We start from the raw sequence: 18,462 nt of genomic DNA, 5'->3' as shown, positions 1-18,462 counted from the left end.
AGGAAAAAAATGCAACATTCTACTCAAACGGGCATTTCTGCCCTTGGTTCCTTGGCAAGTGCTACTGAGTTACCACAAGAACTTTTTCACGCTACCGATTATCAATTTCCAGATGCGAGCGGGCATTTTGGTCAGTACGGTGGTACGTTTGTTTCTGAAACGTTGACCCATGCGTTGACGGAACTGAGAGAGGCGTACGCACGTTTTCAGCACGATCCTGCATTTCTCGAAGAATATCGTACCGAACTGAAATACTTCGTTGGACGTCCATCCCCCGTGTACCACGCTCGTCGCTGGTCTGAAATGATGGGTGGCGCACAGATTTACTTTAAGCGCGAAGACCTCAATCACACTGGTGCACACAAAATCAATAACGTGATTGGTCAGGCGTTATTAGCAAAACGCATGGGTAAACCGCGCGTGATTGCAGAGACCGGTGCTGGACAGCATGGCGTGGCAACAGCCACAATTTGCGCACGTTTCGGACTAGAGTGTGTTGTCTACATGGGGTCTGAGGACGTTAAGCGTCAAGCGCAAAATGTCTACCGCATGAAACTCTTGGGGGCGACGGTCGTTCCTGTTGAGTCCGGCTCTAAAACGCTGAAAGATGCTCTCAATGAAGCAATGCGTGATTGGGTCACTAATGTAGAAAATACGTTTTACATTATTGGCACTGTCGCTGGGCCGCATCCTTATCCAATGATGGTTCGCGATTTTCAAGCAGTGATTGGCGAAGAGTGCTTATGGCAAATGCCTGAGCAAACGGGGCGTCAACCAGACTACGTGATTGCCTGTGTCGGTGGCGGTTCGAATGCCATGGGGATTTTCTATCCCTACATTGATGAAGTTAATACACAACTGATTGGTGTGGAAGCCGCAGGTGATGGCATTGAGACTGGTCGTCATTCGGCGTCGTTGAGCGCGGGATCACCCGGTGTTCTCCATGGTAACCGTACTTATCTGTTGCAGGATGAAAATGGACAAGTGATTGAAACGCACTCTGTCTCTGCTGGTTTGGATTATCCAGGAGTTGGCCCCGAACATGCGTGGCTCAAAGATATCGGCAGGGCGCAGTATGTCGGCATTACGGATGACGAAGCGTTGAAAGCGTTTCATGATTGTTGTCGCATCGAAGGAATTATTCCAGCGCTGGAGTCGAGTCATGCTTTGGCCTATGCATGCAAATTAGCTGCGACATTGCCAAAAGATAAAATCATTTTAGTCAACTTGTCCGGACGAGGTGATAAAGATATGCACACCGTCGCTGAACGCGCGGGATTGGCACTCTAAGACGCCAGACAATCGCGCTAACTTATTTACAGGGTCGGGTATGTTGAGTATCTGTCCATGGAAGATAGTTTGGCGTGGTTGGTCTTCTGAGGTCCACTCTCCAATCTTTCGGCATCGTGACGCGGCGGAATAGTCCATCTCAAATGAGATAGCACGTTGATTGATGCCGAATAATATCAATTTATTCATTTTATATCCGGTACGCTTATGTCTAAAATACAATCTACGTTGGCCGAGTTGGCACTGACGCAAAAAAAAGGCTTGATTCCATTCATTACCGCAGGTGACCCTTCCCCTGAAATGACAGTGCCCTTAATGCACGCCCTTGTCGACGGTGGCGCGGATATTATCGAGTTGGGTGTCCCATTTTCAGATCCAATGGCGGACGGTCCTGTGATTCAACGCGCCTCCGAACGTGCATTGAAATTTGGAGTTGGTTTGCGTCATGTATTACAATTCGTCCGCGAATTTAGAGTAAACAATCAAAAAACACCTGTTGTGCTCATGGGATATGCCAATCCGATCGAGAGAATGGGGCAGGATTTGTTTATTTCTGAGGCAGCAAATGCGGGTGTTGATGGTGTGTTAGTGGTTGATTATCCGCCGGAAGAATGCGAAGAATTTGCTGCTAAAATGCAAAAAAATGGCATGGATACCATTTTCTTGCTTGCACCGACTTCGACAGAGGAGCGTATTGCTTTGGTTGGGAAAATTGCGAGTGGCTATGTCTATTATGTATCCCTGAAAGGGGTGACTGGCTCTGGTAATCTCGATCTCGGCGCCGTTGCTGAAATGATTCCTCGGATCAAAAAGCATGTGCGTGTCCCTGTTGGTGTAGGATTCGGTATCCGTGATGGCGCGACAGCCAAGGCGATTGCCTCAGTGTCTGATGCGGTCGTTATTGGTTCGCGCATTATTCAGGAATTAGAAAATTCAACGCCCGAAAATGGCGTTGCCGCAGTGAAAAGTTTTATTTCTGGTGTCAGACGGGCGTTGGACGAGTAAAATACGGTCCAACATAACCTGAATGGTTCTTTGACCAGATCGAACCAGATGCCAGCGTAGGAAATAACGCTGGCTGCAAAGAGGAGAAAACATGAGTTGGTTAGAAAAATTGTTGCCACCGCGCATACAGCGCTCGGAATCTGCAAATCGCAAATCCATCCCAGAGGGATTGTGGGTGAAATGCCCTTCTTGCGAAGCAGTGCTGTATCGCTCGGATTTGGAAGCGAATATCCATGTCTGTCCTAAGTGCAGCCATCATATGCGCATTGGTGCGCGTGAACGTCTCGATGCATTGCTTGATGCGGGTGGACGTTATGAGATCGGTCAGGAAGTCATGCCTGTCGATACGCTGAAGTTTAAAGATAGCAAAAAATATCCGGATCGCCTGAAAGACGCCTTAGAAACAACCGGTGAAACAGATGCTTTGGTTGTGATGGGTGGATCGATCATGTCCGTACCAGTAGTGGTGGCATGTTTTGAATTTGAATTCATGGGCGGTTCCATGGGTTCTGTCGTTGGTGAGCGTTTTGCGCGTGCGGCACAAGCGGCGCTTGAGCAAAAAGTACCATTTATTTGCTTTACTGCAACTGGCGGTGCTCGTATGCAAGAAGGTTTATTGTCATTAATGCAAATGGCAAAAACGACCGCGATGCTGACAAAGCTGTCCGAGAAGCGTCTGCCATTCATCTCGGTATTGACCGATCCGACGATGGGTGGTGTTTCAGCGTCGTTTGCTTTCTTGGGTGATGTCGTTATTGGTGAGCCAAAAGCATTGATTGGTTTTGCTGGTCCTCGTGTGATCGAAAACACCGTTCGCGAGAAATTACCTGAAGGCTTCCAGCGTTCTGAATTTTTGCTGCAAAAGGGCGCAATCGATATGATCGTTGACCGTCGTAAAATGCGCGAAGAACTTGCCCGTTTATTGGCGCTATTACAGAATCAGCCAGCTGAAGCTGTGGCTTAAATCCTCTACTTTTTTTCGAAAAGCCCGAACTAGTTTAATTCGGGCTTTTTTTATCTTATGTCAAAAACACCTGTAAGTTTGTCTGAATGGCTGGCGCTGCTTGAGAAGCGTCATTCCAAAGAAATTGATATGGGCCTCGATCGTGTGGCCGCAGTAAAAAATCGCCTTGAAATTCAATATCGTTGTCCTGTCATCATGGTTGCCGGTACCAACGGCAAAGGTTCGACATGCGCGATGTTAGAAGCTGTGTTACTCCAAGCTGGCTATCGCGTTGGTTTGTATAGCAAGCCGCATTTTCTTGATTTCAATGAACGCGCTCGGATTAATGGCGAAAACGTGAAAGATCAAGCGCTTGTCGATGTTTTTGCCGAAGTAGAGGCAAAGCGTGAAGAGGTATCGCTCACGTATTTTGAGTTCACAACATTAGCTATTTGCAAATTGCTTGCTAACGCAGAGCTTGACGTGGTGATTCTGGAAGTAGGGCTTGGCGGTAGACTGGATGCTGTTAATGTGATTGATGCTGATGTGTCTATTGTGACAAGTATTGACATCGATCACGTTGATTATCTTGGCGACACGCGCGAAAAAATAGGATTTGAAAAGGCGGGAATTTTCCGTCCTGGCAAGGCTGCCATTTGCGGTGATCCTTTGCCGCCACAGTCACTCATTGATCACGCTAACAAAATCGGCGCAGATTTGTGGCTGTTTGGCCGAGATTTCAATTACAACGGCGATAAACAACAATGGAATTTCGCTGGACGCACACAGCGCCGTAATTCGCTCGGTTACCCCAGTCTGCGGGGTGCTAATCAATTATTGAACGCGTCTGCGGTCCTCGCTGCGCTCGAAGTGCTGCGAAACGAGTTACCTGTCGGTGCACAAGAGGTCCGGACTGGTTTGGTGATGGTTGATCTTCCTGGACGTTTCCAAGTCATGCCCGGACGCCCAACCGTGGTGTTGGATGTTGCCCATAATCCCCATGCGGCAGCAACGCTCGCGCAGAATCTCGATAACATGGGCTTTCACGCATACACCTATGCCGTGTTTGGTTCAATGCTTGATAAAGATATCGACGGCGTCATTGAACAAATGAAGGGTAAAGTCGATCACTGGTATGTCTGTGATCTTCCATTGCCTCGCGCAGCCAGTGCGGCATATCTGAAAGATAAGATCGTTGAGGCTGGCGTGTTGGCTGATCCCGAAAAAACTGTACAAACTTTCAATTCTCCCGAAGAAGCTTACACACTTGCCATCAGTAAAGCGGGCGAAAATGATAGAATAGCGGTCTTTGGTTCTTTCCTGACGGTTGCCGGCGTGATGCGCGCCAGAAGGACTGCACTGCATTGATGTGATTTTGCGTTATTTACCTGCCACGGCACATGTTGTGTCGGGCGGTAAAAAACGCTAACCAACCAGACATTTGCACATGGGTTTGCTCTCGCGCTTTAAACAAAAGAAAGCATCATCTGACAGCCACGATAGCGGCGAATTTCGCTCTCGTTCTGAAGAAGATAGTATTCAATCACGCTCGCGTGGTAAGAAGTCTGAAAATGCACGCAAAAGCAAGGTGAATGACCCTGTTTTGCCGGAAAAGAAGCGCGCGAGACGGCGTTTAATTGGTGCCACAGCCCTTGCTTTGACAGCCATCATTGGCTTGCCGATGGTCTTTGATTCCGAACCGAAACCTCTTCCCGATGACATCGCAATCCGCATTCCCTCCAAGGATAAAATGCCGGAATTAGAGGCGGTCAAGCCTGCAGAACCTGCACCGCCTAGAAAAAATAACATTATCGACGTCGATCCAAACGAAGAAATTATTGACCCAGTATCGCCTGCTAATAGCCCGTCAAAGACGGTCGTGAAGACTGCTGAAAGTCCAAGAGACGTTACTCCACTCAATGTCACCGAGCATGCCCCCCAAAAAACGGAAACCGAAGCACCCGCAAAAGTAGATGCCAAGGTGCCGACGTCGGTGACAGAAAAACCTGTAGAGTCAAAGTCGTCTTTGAAGACCGACAGCAAAACTGACAAAAAAACGGATACGAAGGCAGAGTCAAAAAGCGACGCTAAATCAGAAGTAAAAACCAATGCGCGTGCTGACGTAAAAGTCGATGGCAAGCAGGAAAGTAAATCTGAATCGAAATCAGACGCGAAAAGTGACACGAAAAGTGACGCGATGAAGGTGACAAAGCAGGCACCTGATGATGACGCTGCGAGAGCGATGGCGATCCTTGAGGGTAAGGCACCGGCGAAATCTAGCGCGACCAAAGCGGCTGACAGTGAGCACTCTTCTTATGTGGTTCAAGTTGCAGCGTTGGCTACCCAAGAAAAAGTGGATGAATTGCAATCTAAGTTAAAATCCGCAAATATTAAGTCGTACACCCAAAAGGTCGCGACATCCTCAGGTGACAAAATCCGGATCCGGGTGGGACCATTTGAGTCGAAAGAGGAAGCCGATAAAATGCGTGCTAAATTGGTGAAGTTAGGCTTGAATGGTAGCCTTGTACCGAACTAAACTGGATCGATCGTGACCTTATTTGATTACATCGTGATTGTGATTTTGGTGTGTTCTGTTGTTATCAGCATGATGCGCGGTCTGATTAAAGAAATTTTGTCGCTGGTCAGTTGGATCGTGGCCTTTGTTGTTGCCAATGCCTACAGTGAATTATTAGCGGGTTGGTTACCACCATTTTTCCCCGGCCAGATTATTCGCTTAATCGTTGCGTTTATCGCCTTGTTTATTGGAGTGCGACTGTTAATGGCACTCGTTATGATGGCGGTGAATGCGATCATCACCGCGTCGGGGCTGTCGCTTGCCGATCGGGGATTAGGTGGATTATTTGGTTTAGCACGCGGTTGCGTGTTTGTGTTGGCGGCAGTATTGGTGTGTGGCATGACCACCATCCCGCAACAATCATTTTGGAAGAATGCTTTATTTAGTCCGCTGGCAGAGACTGCAGCTCAAACTGTGATTCCGTTTTTGCCTACGTCCATCTCCAGCCATGTTCGGTTTTAACTTGTCTTTTTAGGAGTCCACCATGTGTGGCATCGTCGGTGTAGTTTCAAATGGTCCTGTTAATCAATTGCTTTATGATGCGCTGTTGTTGTTGCAACATCGCGGTCAGGATGCGGCAGGTATTGCAACAAGTCATGGCAACAAGTTTGCCATGCACAAAGCGAATGGTCTGGTTCGCGACGTTTTCCGTACGCGCAACATGCGCTCTTTGCCTGGTAACGTTGGTATTGGTCAAGTTCGTTATCCAACAGCTGGCTCAACGAGCGAAGAAGAGGCGCAGCCATTTTATGTGAATGCGCCTTTCGGTATCGTCCTCGCGCACAACGGCAATCTGACGAATGCTGTTGAGCTCAAAATCGAGTTATTCAAAAATGACCGCCGTCATTTGAATACCGATTCAGACTCAGAAGTGCTGCTGAATATTTTGGCGCATCAGATTCAGGAAGTGACCAGCGGTTATTCCCTTGATCCAGAGTCTTTGTTCCGCGCCGTATCAATGTTGCATCGTCGTGTTCGCGGATCTTATGCCGTGGTCGCACAGATCGCGGGATACGGGTTGCTGGCTTTCCGTGATCCGTTTGGTATTCGTCCATTATGCCTCGGCGTCTCTCAAACAGAGTCTGGCACCGAGTACATGATTGCGAGTGAATCGGTCGCATTAGAAGGCCTTGGCTTCAAATTTGTGCGCGATGTAGAGCCCGGTGAAGCCTTGTTCATCGACCTCGATGGTAATCTCCACATTCAACAGTGCGCAGAAAATCCTAGCCTGAACCCTTGCTCATTTGAATACGTGTATCTCGCTCGTCCAGATTCGATTATTGACGGTGCGTCGGTGTATCTGACCCGCTTGAAAATGGGCGAATACTTGGCTGAGAAGGTTCGTAACCAGTTCCGTGATGGTGAAATTGATGTCGTAATGCCGATCCCAGATTCATCACGTCCTTCCGCGATGGAATTAGCATTGAAGCTGAACCTCGATTACCGCGAAGGTTTTATTAAAAATCGCTACATTGGCCGTACATTTATGATGCCTGGTCAGGCGATTCGTCGTAAATCGGTTCGTCAGAAACTTAATGCAATCGGTTCTGAATTCAAAGGGAAAAGCGTTTTACTAGTCGATGATTCGATCGTTCGTGGAACGACGAGCCGTGAGATCGTCCAGATGGCACGTGAGTCTGGCGCGAAACGCGTTATTTTTGCCTCTGCAGCGCCTCCGGTGCAGTTTCCAAACGTTTATGGTATCGATATGCCAACCCGTAGTGAGCTGATCGCCTACGGTCGTTCGGAAGAAGAGGTTTGCCGTGAAATTACCGCTGACGCACTCGTTTATCAAGACGTCTCTGCGATGAAACGTTCTATTTCAGACGTGAATCCACGCCTGAAAAACATCGAAGCATCTTGCTTTGATGGGTTCTACATTACAGGTGATGTGACATCCGGCTACTTGGATGCATTAGAAGCGGCACGCAATAAACCACGTCCAGATACAGAGGATTTGTTGCGCTCACAATTGAATCTTAATCTTGCCAATACAACCGACTAACATCATTCCAATGTGAGTCTTGTTACAGAAACCTGCCGATTGATGGCAGGTTTTTTTTTGTAACAAAACGGAGATCACTTTATCGTTGTTTGAGAACTTAGAAGGTGTGACGTATCGCAAAGTAACGTGAAACACGGGGTGTTTCATTTTCATACAAAAATATCAATGAATTCGATGGCTGTTTGCCTGTTTTAAAAATACAATCGACCACAATTATTTTGGTATTTCACCTTTCATTTGCGGTTATTCCTATGCCTCTTCCGTTTCGTTCTTCTTATCTTACATTGAGTATTCTGGCAGCCTTTGCTGGTACTGCCACCAATGCACAAGTGTCTTTTGCTCAGTCTACTGTCGCTGATCCAAATCTAACGGCCGCGGAGCCAACATCTGACAAAAAAGGCGATACAACGACAAAGCAGGATAGCTCAAACGCAGCGCAAGGGCGCGCGAAAAAAGCGGAACCAGCAAAAAGCGACAGCATACAGAAGGTCGTTATTGATGGAGGTCGTACAGATGACGATGCTCGTCGACAGTCGACTGCAGCTAAATTAATTTTCGGGCGTGAAGAGCTTGATCGTAATGGTGATACGAACCTCGGCGAAGTATTAAAGCGGCTTCCGGGTGTAACGATTGGTGGGAAGCCAGGTAGAGGCGGTGACATCCGCATGCGTGGAATGGGGAATGGTTACACACAAATTCTGATTAACGGAGAGCGAGCACCCCGTGGTTTCTCAATGGATTCATTGTCACCGGATCAAGTTGAGCGAATAGAAGTGATTCGTGGTGCTGTCGCTGAATACAGCACACAGGCGATTGCTGGCACGATCAATATCGTGTTAAGAGAAGATTACAAACAAAAAAATATTGAATTAAAAACCAGTCTCAGCGCTGAACAAAATAGATTATCGCCCAATGTGTCACTGTCTATTCCGGGCGAAATTGGAAGTCTGAGCTATGCATTGAATGCGACGGTTTATCAAAATCGCCAGCGCGATGAAAGCACGACGAATTCAGTGGAGACCGCGGCAGACGGTACAACTAATCTACTGCAAAACGAAACTGATGAAACACGTCGTCACACAACAGGTGTCTTTCTCACGCCGCGTTTGAGCTATAAATTTGAAAACGGCGATACGCTGATGTTCCAGCCTTTCATCACGCATTCAGAAAGTGCATCGAATGGGGTCAGTCTGGTTGATCAAATCTATCGTGCCCCGTCAGCGCTTGAGCCTGTCGCTTATGCGGTGGCGAATAATAGTGGTACAGCCGACACGACGTTCTTCCGTAGCTTCGGTAATTGGCAGCATAAATTTGACGACAATGCCAAGCTCGCAGTTCGTTTTGGTGGTGGTTACGGCAAAATCAATAACGCTTCCGTGAGCAATGAATTTGATACCAACGGTACTCCTGTTGCTGTGGTGACGGTTAACAGTAGTATTGTAGATAAGACCCTCAATAACGGTGGGAAGTACACAAGACCGATTGGTGAGGGGCAAACTTTTGCTGCTGGGTGGGAACTTGAGCTGGGGAAACGCGATGAGACAAGTACTTCCCTTAGTAATGGCAAGCCGCAATTTCAGGATTCAGGTGATGATTTAACCGCCAGCACGAGACGTTTTGCTATGTTTGTGCAGGATGAAGCCGATATTACGCCGCAATTTTCGGCATATGCTGGTTTGCGTTGGGAAGGTATTAAAACGACCAGTACGCTGGCTGGCATGGATGTAGGGAATACAAGTAGCGTCTGGAGTCCGATCGCGCATGCCGTTTGGCGCTTGCCCGGGGATTCAAAAGACCAAGTGAGAGTGAGTTATGCCACAACTTACCGGGCCCCGTCATTAAATGACTTGATTGCCATTCCAAGTATTTCGAATCTCAATAGCCCGACGCGTCCAGATAGAATTGGTAATCCTTTACTGAAACCTGAGTTGTCAAAAGGGATTGATATCGCATTTGAGCATTATTTGAGCCGTGCTGGTTTGATGAGTGCGAATTTCTTTATTCGCGACATCGGTAATTTGATGCGTAGAACCACCCAGTTGGTCAATGAACCTACCGGACCGCGTTGGGTTTCTTCGCCGACGAACATTGGTTCCGCAACAACCAAGGGTATCGAGTTAGAGGCGAAATTTCAGTTGCAAGAATTTTTCCCCACGGGTCCCGCAATTGATTTTCGGAGTAACTACAGCCGGTTCTGGTCTAACGTCGAGGATATTCAAGGGGGCAATAACAGAATCGATCAGCAGCCACCGTACACAGCAAACGCCGGCATCGATTATCGCATCAAAGGTATTCCGCTGACGCTGGGTGGGAACCTGAATATCACACCTGGGTACTTTACCCAGAGCACCGATACACAGTTGAACATGACAGGGTTGAAGCGTCAAATCGATTTATATGGCTTGTGGAAATTAAATCCAGACCTTCAGTTGCGCATAGCGGCCAATAATTTCCGAGCAAACAATTATGTCAGCAGCTCGGATGTGAGTCTTGGGGGTGTCAATCGACTTGATTATGTTACCAATAAGACCTACACCACGTTTAGTATCCGTTTGGAAATGAAAATATAGAGACGTTCTTGCGATGCAGCATTGTTGACGAGGCAGGAGTACAATGAAAGTCTGAATTGCCTTTTTTTGTTAAATCCTGCCATGTCTGCTCTTGCTCTTAATGTCGATTTTCATAGCCACTCTACGGTATCTGATGGCGTTTTGTCACCTTCCGCTCTCGCCGAGCGCGCCAAGCGTAACGGTGTCGATGTATGGGCATTAACGGACCATGACGAGGTTGGCGGTATCGCTGAAGCCCGTGCGGCGGCGAAAGCGCTTGGTTTGCGGTTCATTGCGGGAGTAGAGATTTCAATTACTTGGGCGGGTAAGACGATACATATCGTTGGGCTCAATATCGATGAGAAAAATCCGACGCTCGTACAGGGGCTGGCAAGAACGCGCTCTGGGCGTGAGCGGCGTGCGCGTGATATGGCGCAAGAGCTAGCCAATCGCGCTGGTATTCATGGTGTGTATGAGGGCGCCTTGAAGTATGTCGGCAATCCGGATTTGATTTCACGTTCACATTTCGCACGTTATTTGGTCGAAATAGGGGTGTGTGATTCTGTTTCTGACGTCTTTAAACACTATTTGAGTGATGGTAAGCCTGGCTTTGTTCCACATCGCTGGGCAACGTTGCAAGAGGCGGTCTCGTGGATTATCGGTGCCGGTGGCGTGGCTATCGTTGCCCATCCTGGTCGCTATGATCTGTCGCCGATTGCCTATGACAGTTTTTTTACCGAATTTAAAGCACTTGGTGGCGTCGCGATTGAGACTGTGACTGGCAGTCATACAGTCGATCAGTATGAAGAGTTCACCAAAATAGCAAATCAGTACGGTTTTTTAGTCTCTCGCGGTTCGGATTTTCATTCGCCGCAGGATGCTGAAGTCGATATAGGCAAATTACCCACAATGCCGAAGGGATCTCGCCCGGTGTGGGACGCTTGGTTTGCCGCTTGAAAATTTTTTAAATGCCCACATATTCCATGCAAGTTTGGTAATTTCCGGCAAAGGGAGGGTGGCATGAAACGCATTGTTTTATTTTTGTTAACTAATTTAGCAGTGATGGTCGTGATGTCCATCGTGCTTTCTTTGTTGGGTGTCAATCGTTTTCTGACTGCGCATGGTCTACAAATGGGGACACTTTTGGCGTTCTCGTTGGTTGTTGGCTTTACAGGTGCCATTTTTTCGCTCCTTATCAGCAAGCCAATGGCAAAATGGTCTACAGGTGCACGTGTCATCGATTCACCGAGCTCTTCGATTGAATTCTGGTTAGTGAATACAGTGCGCACCTTGTCCGAACGGGCAGGCATTCAGATGCCCGAAGTTGCAATTTATGAAGGCGAGCCAAACGCATTTGCCACGGGGGCCTTTAAAAACTCCGCATTGGTCGCTGTATCCACTGGACTGCTTGACTCCATGACGCGCGAAGAAGTGGAGGCGGTCCTCGGTCACGAAATTGCGCACGTCGCCAATGGTGATATGGTGACTATGACGCTGATCCAAGGTGTGGTAAATACGTTTGTGGTGTTTTTAGCGCGTGTTGTCGGGTATTTTGTCGATCAAACCTTGCTGCGTGGCAATGATCGTGACGAAGAGTATCGCCCGGGTATTGGGTACATGATTACCGTGTTTGTTTGTGAAATTGTCTTCGGTATCGCTGCTTCCATGATTGTTGCTTGGTTTTCTCGTCAGCGTGAATTCCGAGCTGATGCGGGATCTGCCCACTTGCTCGGGAATAGGCAGCCCATGATCAATGCGCTAGCACGTTTGGGAGGGATGCAGCCAGGTGAGCTTCCGCAATCCATCGCAGCCGCGGGTATCAGTGATAAACCAGGCTTTTCAGCGCTGTTCTCGTCGCATCCACCGATGGAAGCACGCATCGCCGCTTTGCAAAATTTAAAATAAATACAAATTAACAGTGTGGCGGTAGCAAAAGCTACCGCCTTTATTCTTTTATGAGCCAATTTTTCCAAATTCACCCAGACAATCCACAGCTACGTCTCATCAAGCAGGCAGTGCAAATTGTCGATGGCGGCGGAATCGTTGCCGTGCCAACAGATTCTTGTTATGCCTTGGTTTGTCATTTGGATGACAAAGATGCCGTGACGCGCTTACGCCGGATACGTGGGGTCGATGAAAAACATCACTTAACACTCCTGTGCAGGGATTTATCTGAAATTGCGCTCTATGCGAAGGTGGATAACCGCCAATATCGCTTGTTAAAAGCAGCGACGCCGGGTCCTTACACGATGATTTTAGAGGCGACAAAAGAAGTACCTCGTCGTCTTAGTCACCCCTCTAGAAAAACAATTGGATTGCGCGTTCCAGAGAATAAAATTATCCATGCGCTTCTTGAGGAGCTGCGTCAACCTCTACTTGCGACGACACTTATTCTGCCTGATGATCCCGAGCCAATTACCGATCCTGAAGTCATCCGTGCGCGCCTAGAGAAAGTCGTCGATTTGATTATCGATGGCGGCCCGTGTAGTCTTACACCCACAACCGTGATTGATATGACGTCGGATGAGCTGATGTTAATTCGGCAGGGTAGGGGTGATATTAGTTTATTTGGTTTATAGTTTTCCTTGTTGCTCACCGGTAGCACGGGCTATGTGCCACAAGTCCTGTAATCTCGTTAAATAATAATTTTTATAAGTAATCTATGAATGAAATAAGTGAGTTAATCAGGACCGTACTGATTTATGCGTTACCAGTCGTATTTGCAATCACTCTCCACGAAGCGGCAAGAGGTTATGCAGCGAAATATTTTGGGGACATGACGGCGTTTAGTCAGGGGCGTCTTAGTCTTAACCCCATGGTGCATATCGATCTGTTCGGCACCATTATTATTCCCGTAGCCCTCTACCTTGCCACTGGTGGTGCATTTTTGTTCGGTTACGCCAAGCCTGTACCGGTTGACTTTTCTCGTTTAAAAAATCCAAAGCGTGACTTGGCGTGGGTTTCACTTGCGGGTCCCGCAGCCAATTTTGCGATGGCATTTTGCTGGTTGCTATTTGGGGTGCTTTTGCAGGCTGCTGATGTGACTGAGGCCTATTTCATCAAAATGGCGAGTGCAGGTTTGCTCACTAATCTCGTCATGTTTGCATTTACCTTATTCCCTATTCCGCCACTGGCGGGTGGGCGTATTGTCGTGAGTCTATTACCCAATAAACTTGCTTTTAAATTCGCCCAGATAGAACCGTATGGATTCTTTATTGTGATGGGTCTTGTGATGGTGCATTGGCTACAATTTTGGCTCGTTCCTGTGATGCTGGTTGCCAATATGGTGCTACAACTGATTGTCTCACCGTTTGCAATGCTGCTCGGCGTTCCAGTCTTTTAGTCATGATGTCAAAAGTGGACAATCAGATTGGTGTTGATATTGCTCATCGAGGGGCGATTTCTCCTTGGGTGGAGCGGTTTATTTCACTGGCCCCTAGTGGTCGGGTGCTTGATTTGGCCTGTGGGCAGGGCAGGCATACTGCGTGGTTACTCGCCCAAGGTGCTGACGTACTCGCACTAGATCGGAATCATGACGTATTGCCCCCACTGAAAGCGTTGGGAGCGGACGTCCTTTTGCACGATCTTGAGCCAACGCCAGAGTCGGCAAGTTGGCCATTTGAAGAGAATTTATTTTCAGCAATTATTGTCTGCCATTATCTGCATCGTCCGCTGTTTCCGTATTTGCTCTCCAGCCTTACACCGGATGGGATACTCATTTACGAAACCTTCGCGATGGGCAATGCTGAATACGGGAAACCTTCAAATCCCCATTTCTTATTGCAACCGGGTGAACTTTTTCAACAAACGACCTCTAACTCATCAGTCAGGATGCAAGTGATTGCTTATGAGGATGGATTTGTTCGGGTGCCTAAGCCTGCAATGGTGCAGCGTATTTGCGCTCGGAAAGCGGCGCAATCGTCAGAAAAAGACGTGCTTTGATTGATGTATGGTCGTTTAGTTGAAAAGTTTGAATCCAAAACCCACCTATTTACGCCCCGATTTGCAGTCAATCCGCTACAATCGGGGTTTTACTTTTTTCGTGCACTAACATGACAAAGATACAGGGAAGTCTGGTTGCTATTGTGACCCCTATGCATGCAGATGGTAGTCTTGATTTACCTTGCTTGCGTAAGTTGATTGATTGGCACATCGCCGAAGGCACTGATGGCATCGTGATTGTCGGTACGACGGGTGAATCACCAACCGTTTCACCGGAAGAACATTGCGAGTTAATTCGCGTCGCAGTTGAGCACGTGAACAAGCGTGTGCCAGTGATTGCTGGTTCAGGCGGTAATTCAACTGCCGAAGCAATTGCCCTGACAACATTTGCAAAAGACATTGGTGCGGATGCTTCCCTGCAGGTTGTGCCTTATTACAACCGTCCGACCCAAGAGGGTATGTATCAACACTTCAAGAAGATTGCTGAGTCCGTTGATATTCCTGTCATTCTTTACAACGTTCCTGGTCGGACCGTCGCTGATATGTCAAACGAAACCATCGTTCGTTTGGCGCATGTGCCAGGTATCATTGGTGTAAAGGATGCAACAGGCAATATTGGTCGCGGAATTGATTTGATCCGCTCGGTGCCTCCTGAGTTTGCTGTGTATTCCGGTGATGATGCGACAGCGATGGCATTGATGTTCTGCGGCGGTAAAGGCAACATTTCTGTCACGGCGAACGTTGCGCCAAAGGCAATGCACGAAATGTGTGTGGCAGCAATGAACGGTGATATTCAAACCGCGATTGCGATCAATAACAAAGTATTTTCATTGCACAATAAACTGTTTATTGAGCCAAACCCTCTCCCTGTAAAATGGGCAATGAGCGAAATGGGCTTAATCCCTCCAGGTATGCGTCTTCCTTTGGTGCCTATGTCTGCTCAGTATCATGAGACCGTCCGCGCTGCTTTGCGTGAGGCAGGTGTATTACAATAAGTACCATCCTGAACGGCTTGCATGCAAGCCGTTTGCTTTAAGCTGTTTAAATTGATAATAAATCGTAGGGACTTTCACATGGCAAAAAGCTTTGTTGCTAAAAATGGGATCATCGGCGCTGCTGCGCTAATTGGGTTGTCAGGTTGTACTGTGACTAACCTTTTTGAGCCCAATAAAATCGATTACAAAAGCGCAGGAAAAGTGACAACGGTCTCTCTGGAAGTTCCTCCTGACTTGACTCAAATTCGTCGTGATAGCCGTTTTGCCATTCCTGAAGCGAATAAATCAACAGCGACAGCCTCTGGCTACAATCTGGAAAAAGGTGATAAAGCGACAGCAACAAGTTCGACGATTGCACCTTCTCAGTTGAAAGATATGCATATCGAGCGTGAGGGTAATCAGCGCTGGTTGGTATTAAAAAATCAAACACCAGAGGCGCTGTGGCCTCAATTGAAGGATTTTTGGCAAGAACTCGGCTTTTTGATTAATGTTGAAAATCAAGAGGCAGGCGTGATGGAGACAGACTGGGCTGAAAACCGTGCAAAGATTCCTCAGGATATCATTCGCGACACGCTCGGCAAGGTGCTTGACTCGTTATATTCTACTGGTGAACGTGATAAATTTCGCACGCGTATCGAACGCGGCGTGAACGGTCAAGTTGAGATTTATATCAGTCATCGTGGTGCACAAGAGGTTGCTACGGGATCGCAAAAAGACAACATCATCTGGACATCTCGTCCTGAGGACCCAGGTCTGGAAGCTGAGTTCTTAACACGCCTGATGGTGCGCTTGGGGGCTGATGCTGAAGGTGCGAAGCAGGCAGTGGCATCGACTGATGTCAATGCAAAACCACACGCCAAGTTGATTCAAAATGGTGACACAACTTCGATTGAGGTTGATGAAGGTTTTGATCGCGCATGGCGTCGTGTTGGCTTGGCGCTTGATCGCGTCGGCTTTACAGTTGAAGACCGTGATCGCTCTAAAGGCCTTTACTTTGTACGTTACATTGATCAGGATATCGAGGCAAAAACAAAGGGTGCTAGTGAAGGTTTCTTCTCTAAATTATTCTCTTTTGGCTCTTCTTCTGACGCAGATAAAAACGCGAAGAAATACCGTGTTTACATCAAGAATGCTGCAACGGGTGATTTGAGTAATGTGAGCGTCCTCGATGCTGACGGAAAACCAGACTCATCCGCAGTTGCCGATAAGATTTTAAAACTGTTGCAAGATCAGTTGAAGTAATCTTAGGTGTTGTTTTAAAAAGAAAACGCGGCTAGCCGCGTTTTTTTATGTCTATTTCTTTATGTGTTACGTCGAATCGATGTCATGTTGTATCGAAACGATGTCGCTTCACAGTACTGCACGCTACATGCGTTTTCGGTGCGCAATAAAAAAGCCGACCAATTGGTCGGCTTTTTAACAAGCAATAAAAAATTACTTGGAAGCTGGTGCCGCTGTTGCGGAAGCAGCTGGAGCTGCGTCAGAAGCTGGAGCTGCGTCAGAAGCAGCAGCTGGTGCTGGTGCTGCTGCTGGTGTTTCAGCTGCTGCGGAAGCTGGTGCTGGTGCAGCTGCAGATGCTGGAGCTTCGTCTTTTTTACCGCAAGCTACCAAAGCGATTGCTAACAGGGATACGAGCAAGAGTGATTTTTTCATGTTTGTACTTTCAATAAGTAGATCAAAAAATAAGATCAAAATTTTGCGATGAATAATTACCGGTAATTATCGCTCTATAGGCTTACTCGAACGAGTTCGAATGCAATAATGCAGCCGGCTCCTCCGAAAGTTTCCTAGCCCATGATTATAATGATTTTTCCGGTAATGGAATAGAGATTGATGCCTATTTGTCTCCAATTTCTTAAAATTTTCATCTGAGTAAACCGTCTAAACGGGAAAAAGGCAGATTTTCCTAAAAAATCTGCCTTTTTCAACGTGCTTATCGTTTATTCTGAACAAAAAATTATCTTAATTGCAACCAGCCATCCTCATACCAAAGGCAAAAAGCCTCGAGTACATCCGGTGTCGTGTTGACGAGATCCTCACCTGACAGTTGGCGCTCGTCGGCGAGTTTGGTCAGCAACAACGCGTCATCTTCATCAACGGCAAACGATTCACCATTGATGAAGACGTGCTTACCTTTGTATAGCATGCTTGATTTAAGCGATAACTTGATACCGCGCTTTTGCGCACTTTGGGCATAGCGTTTTGGAGAAAGTGGTTTTTCTGGCGATTCAAAATAGACACTTGCTTTCGGCTCGGACAAATATTCACCGATAAAGATCGCAATGTCATCCGGTGAGAAGGTGATTTTTGCGATGTGTTCAGCGATTTTTTCTACCATCGCGTTACTGATCTCGGCAGGATGCTCCGTAGGCTTGAGGTCTGGATCTGCGTAGCGGCCAGGTAAATCGATCGTATCCGACATAAAGCTCAGGAATGATTCCCCTAATTCCTGGAAAGAAGGTGCGCGAAAGCCAATGGAATAGGTCATGCATTCACCAATGGCAACACCGTCATGGGCATATTGCGGCGGTAGATAAAGCATATCGCCGGGTTCCAGAACGAATTCTTGTTCAGGCGTAAAATTGCTCAGGATCTTTAGTGGCATGCCTTCTACGAGCGATAGATCTTTTTGAGCACTGATCTGCCAGCGACGTTGGCCATGTGCCTGCAATAAGAAGACGTCATAGGAATCGAAATGCGGACCCACGCCGCCGCCGTCAGCAGCATAACTAATCATAAGATCATCTAGTCGCGCGTCCGGAATGAAGCGGAACTGGCGCAATAATTGATCAGCAGCATCGTCATGAAGATTGACGCCTTGTACCAAGAGCGTCCAGTCTTTTTTCTCTTTGACAGGTATTTTGTTTATGGGACCATTTTTCATTTCCCAACGTTGTTTGAAAAACGTGATCAGTCTGGACTCAACATCATCCAACCCCGCGAGTTCGAATAACTCGTCAGGGGATAATAACGGGGTAAATCCTGGAATTGCTTGCCGGATCACCAGTGGCTTCTTGTGCCAGTACTCGCTAAAGAATTGATCGGGGCTGATTCCGCCCAGGAGCGGTAGGGGTAGGGAATTTTTTTTCATGTCGTCATTATAGGCTTGCATGATTGCTTGTTCCAGACGGGTATAATCAAGGATGCATATTTTTTTA

The 18,462-nt window shown here is 47.4% G+C and carries 17 protein-coding genes; 15 read left to right on the top strand and 2 right to left on the bottom strand.

Going from position 1 to position 18,462, the window contains the following annotated elements:
* Nucleotides 1-9: 9 nt before the first annotated feature.
* From trpB to bamC, 15 genes are all read left to right on the top strand, one after another.
* Nucleotides 10-1,290 carry a tryptophan synthase subunit beta gene (gene trpB / locus ACO0K2_RS10420; protein ID WP_423018418.1) on the top strand — a complete coding sequence of 427 codons (1,281 nt, stop codon included), beginning with the start codon at nt 10-12 and terminating at the stop codon, nt 1,288-1,290.
* A 207-nt stretch (nt 1,291-1,497) separates the two neighbouring features.
* Nucleotides 1,498-2,295 (top strand): tryptophan synthase subunit alpha, encoded by a 798-nt coding sequence (gene trpA, locus ACO0K2_RS10415; RefSeq protein WP_423018416.1) that lies wholly within the window; start codon nt 1,498-1,500, stop codon nt 2,293-2,295.
* 91 nt (nt 2,296-2,386) lie between these two features.
* Entirely contained in the window at nt 2,387-3,259 is an 873-nt protein-coding gene (accD, locus tag ACO0K2_RS10410; RefSeq protein ID WP_423018414.1) for an acetyl-CoA carboxylase, carboxyltransferase subunit beta, read from the top strand.
* A 57-nt stretch (nt 3,260-3,316) separates the two neighbouring features.
* Nucleotides 3,317-4,606, top strand: a complete 1,290-nt coding sequence (gene folC, locus ACO0K2_RS10405) for a bifunctional tetrahydrofolate synthase/dihydrofolate synthase (RefSeq protein WP_423018412.1) — start codon at nt 3,317-3,319, stop codon at nt 4,604-4,606.
* Nucleotides 4,607-4,685: 79 nt separating this feature from the next.
* On the top strand, nt 4,686-5,774 hold the full coding sequence (locus ACO0K2_RS10400) for an SPOR domain-containing protein (protein ID WP_423018410.1): 1,089 nt from the start codon (nt 4,686-4,688) through the stop codon (nt 5,772-5,774).
* A 12-nt stretch (nt 5,775-5,786) separates the two neighbouring features.
* Nucleotides 5,787-6,275, top strand: coding sequence for a CvpA family protein (locus ACO0K2_RS10395; RefSeq protein WP_423018408.1), 489 nt, complete (start codon nt 5,787-5,789; stop codon nt 6,273-6,275).
* A gap of 22 nt (nt 6,276-6,297) precedes the next feature.
* On the top strand, nt 6,298-7,818 hold the full coding sequence (purF, locus tag ACO0K2_RS10390; RefSeq protein WP_423018406.1) for an amidophosphoribosyltransferase: 1,521 nt from the start codon (nt 6,298-6,300) through the stop codon (nt 7,816-7,818).
* A gap of 251 nt (nt 7,819-8,069) precedes the next feature.
* Nucleotides 8,070-10,388 (top strand): TonB-dependent receptor plug domain-containing protein, encoded by a 2,319-nt coding sequence (locus ACO0K2_RS10385; protein WP_423018404.1) that lies wholly within the window; start codon nt 8,070-8,072, stop codon nt 10,386-10,388.
* 81 nt (nt 10,389-10,469) lie between these two features.
* Entirely contained in the window at nt 10,470-11,324 is an 855-nt protein-coding gene (locus tag ACO0K2_RS10380; RefSeq protein WP_423018402.1) for a 3',5'-nucleoside bisphosphate phosphatase, read from the top strand.
* 63 nt (nt 11,325-11,387) lie between these two features.
* A complete protein-coding gene (gene htpX, locus ACO0K2_RS10375) occupies nt 11,388-12,272 on the top strand; it encodes a protease HtpX (RefSeq protein ID WP_423018400.1) in 885 nt (294 codons plus the stop codon).
* 50 nt (nt 12,273-12,322) lie between these two features.
* The gene (locus ACO0K2_RS10370; RefSeq protein ID WP_423018398.1) at nt 12,323-12,946 is read left to right on the top strand and encodes an L-threonylcarbamoyladenylate synthase; all 624 of its coding nucleotides are present in this window, start codon (nt 12,323-12,325) and stop codon (nt 12,944-12,946) included.
* 92 nt (nt 12,947-13,038) lie between these two features.
* The gene (locus ACO0K2_RS10365) at nt 13,039-13,710 is read left to right on the top strand and encodes a site-2 protease family protein (protein WP_423018493.1); all 672 of its coding nucleotides are present in this window, start codon (nt 13,039-13,041) and stop codon (nt 13,708-13,710) included.
* A gap of 14 nt (nt 13,711-13,724) precedes the next feature.
* Nucleotides 13,725-14,309 (top strand): class I SAM-dependent methyltransferase, encoded by a 585-nt coding sequence (locus ACO0K2_RS10360; protein WP_423018396.1) that lies wholly within the window; start codon nt 13,725-13,727, stop codon nt 14,307-14,309.
* A 110-nt stretch (nt 14,310-14,419) separates the two neighbouring features.
* The gene (dapA, locus tag ACO0K2_RS10355) at nt 14,420-15,304 is read left to right on the top strand and encodes a 4-hydroxy-tetrahydrodipicolinate synthase (RefSeq protein ID WP_423018394.1); all 885 of its coding nucleotides are present in this window, start codon (nt 14,420-14,422) and stop codon (nt 15,302-15,304) included.
* A 78-nt stretch (nt 15,305-15,382) separates the two neighbouring features.
* Entirely contained in the window at nt 15,383-16,546 is a 1,164-nt protein-coding gene (bamC, locus tag ACO0K2_RS10350) for an outer membrane protein assembly factor BamC (protein WP_423018392.1), read from the top strand.
* A 192-nt stretch (nt 16,547-16,738) separates the two neighbouring features.
* On the opposite strand, the gene ACO0K2_RS10345 is transcribed toward bamC, so the two are convergent.
* Nucleotides 16,739-16,957 (bottom strand): hypothetical protein, encoded by a 219-nt coding sequence (locus ACO0K2_RS10345; protein WP_423018390.1) that lies wholly within the window; start codon nt 16,955-16,957, stop codon nt 16,739-16,741.
* 304 nt (nt 16,958-17,261) lie between these two features.
* The gene (locus ACO0K2_RS10340) at nt 17,262-18,395 is read right to left on the bottom strand and encodes a JmjC domain-containing protein (RefSeq protein ID WP_423018388.1); all 1,134 of its coding nucleotides are present in this window, start codon (nt 18,393-18,395) and stop codon (nt 17,262-17,264) included.
* Between the last annotated feature and the right edge of the window lie 67 nt (nt 18,396-18,462).

It is taken from the genome of Undibacterium sp. MH2W (assembly GCF_049340215.1).
GTDB lineage: Bacteria > Pseudomonadota > Gammaproteobacteria > Burkholderiales > Burkholderiaceae_D > Undibacterium.
Note: the sequence above shows the minus strand (reverse complement) of the source record. Positions and strands in the feature narration are given on the sequence as shown.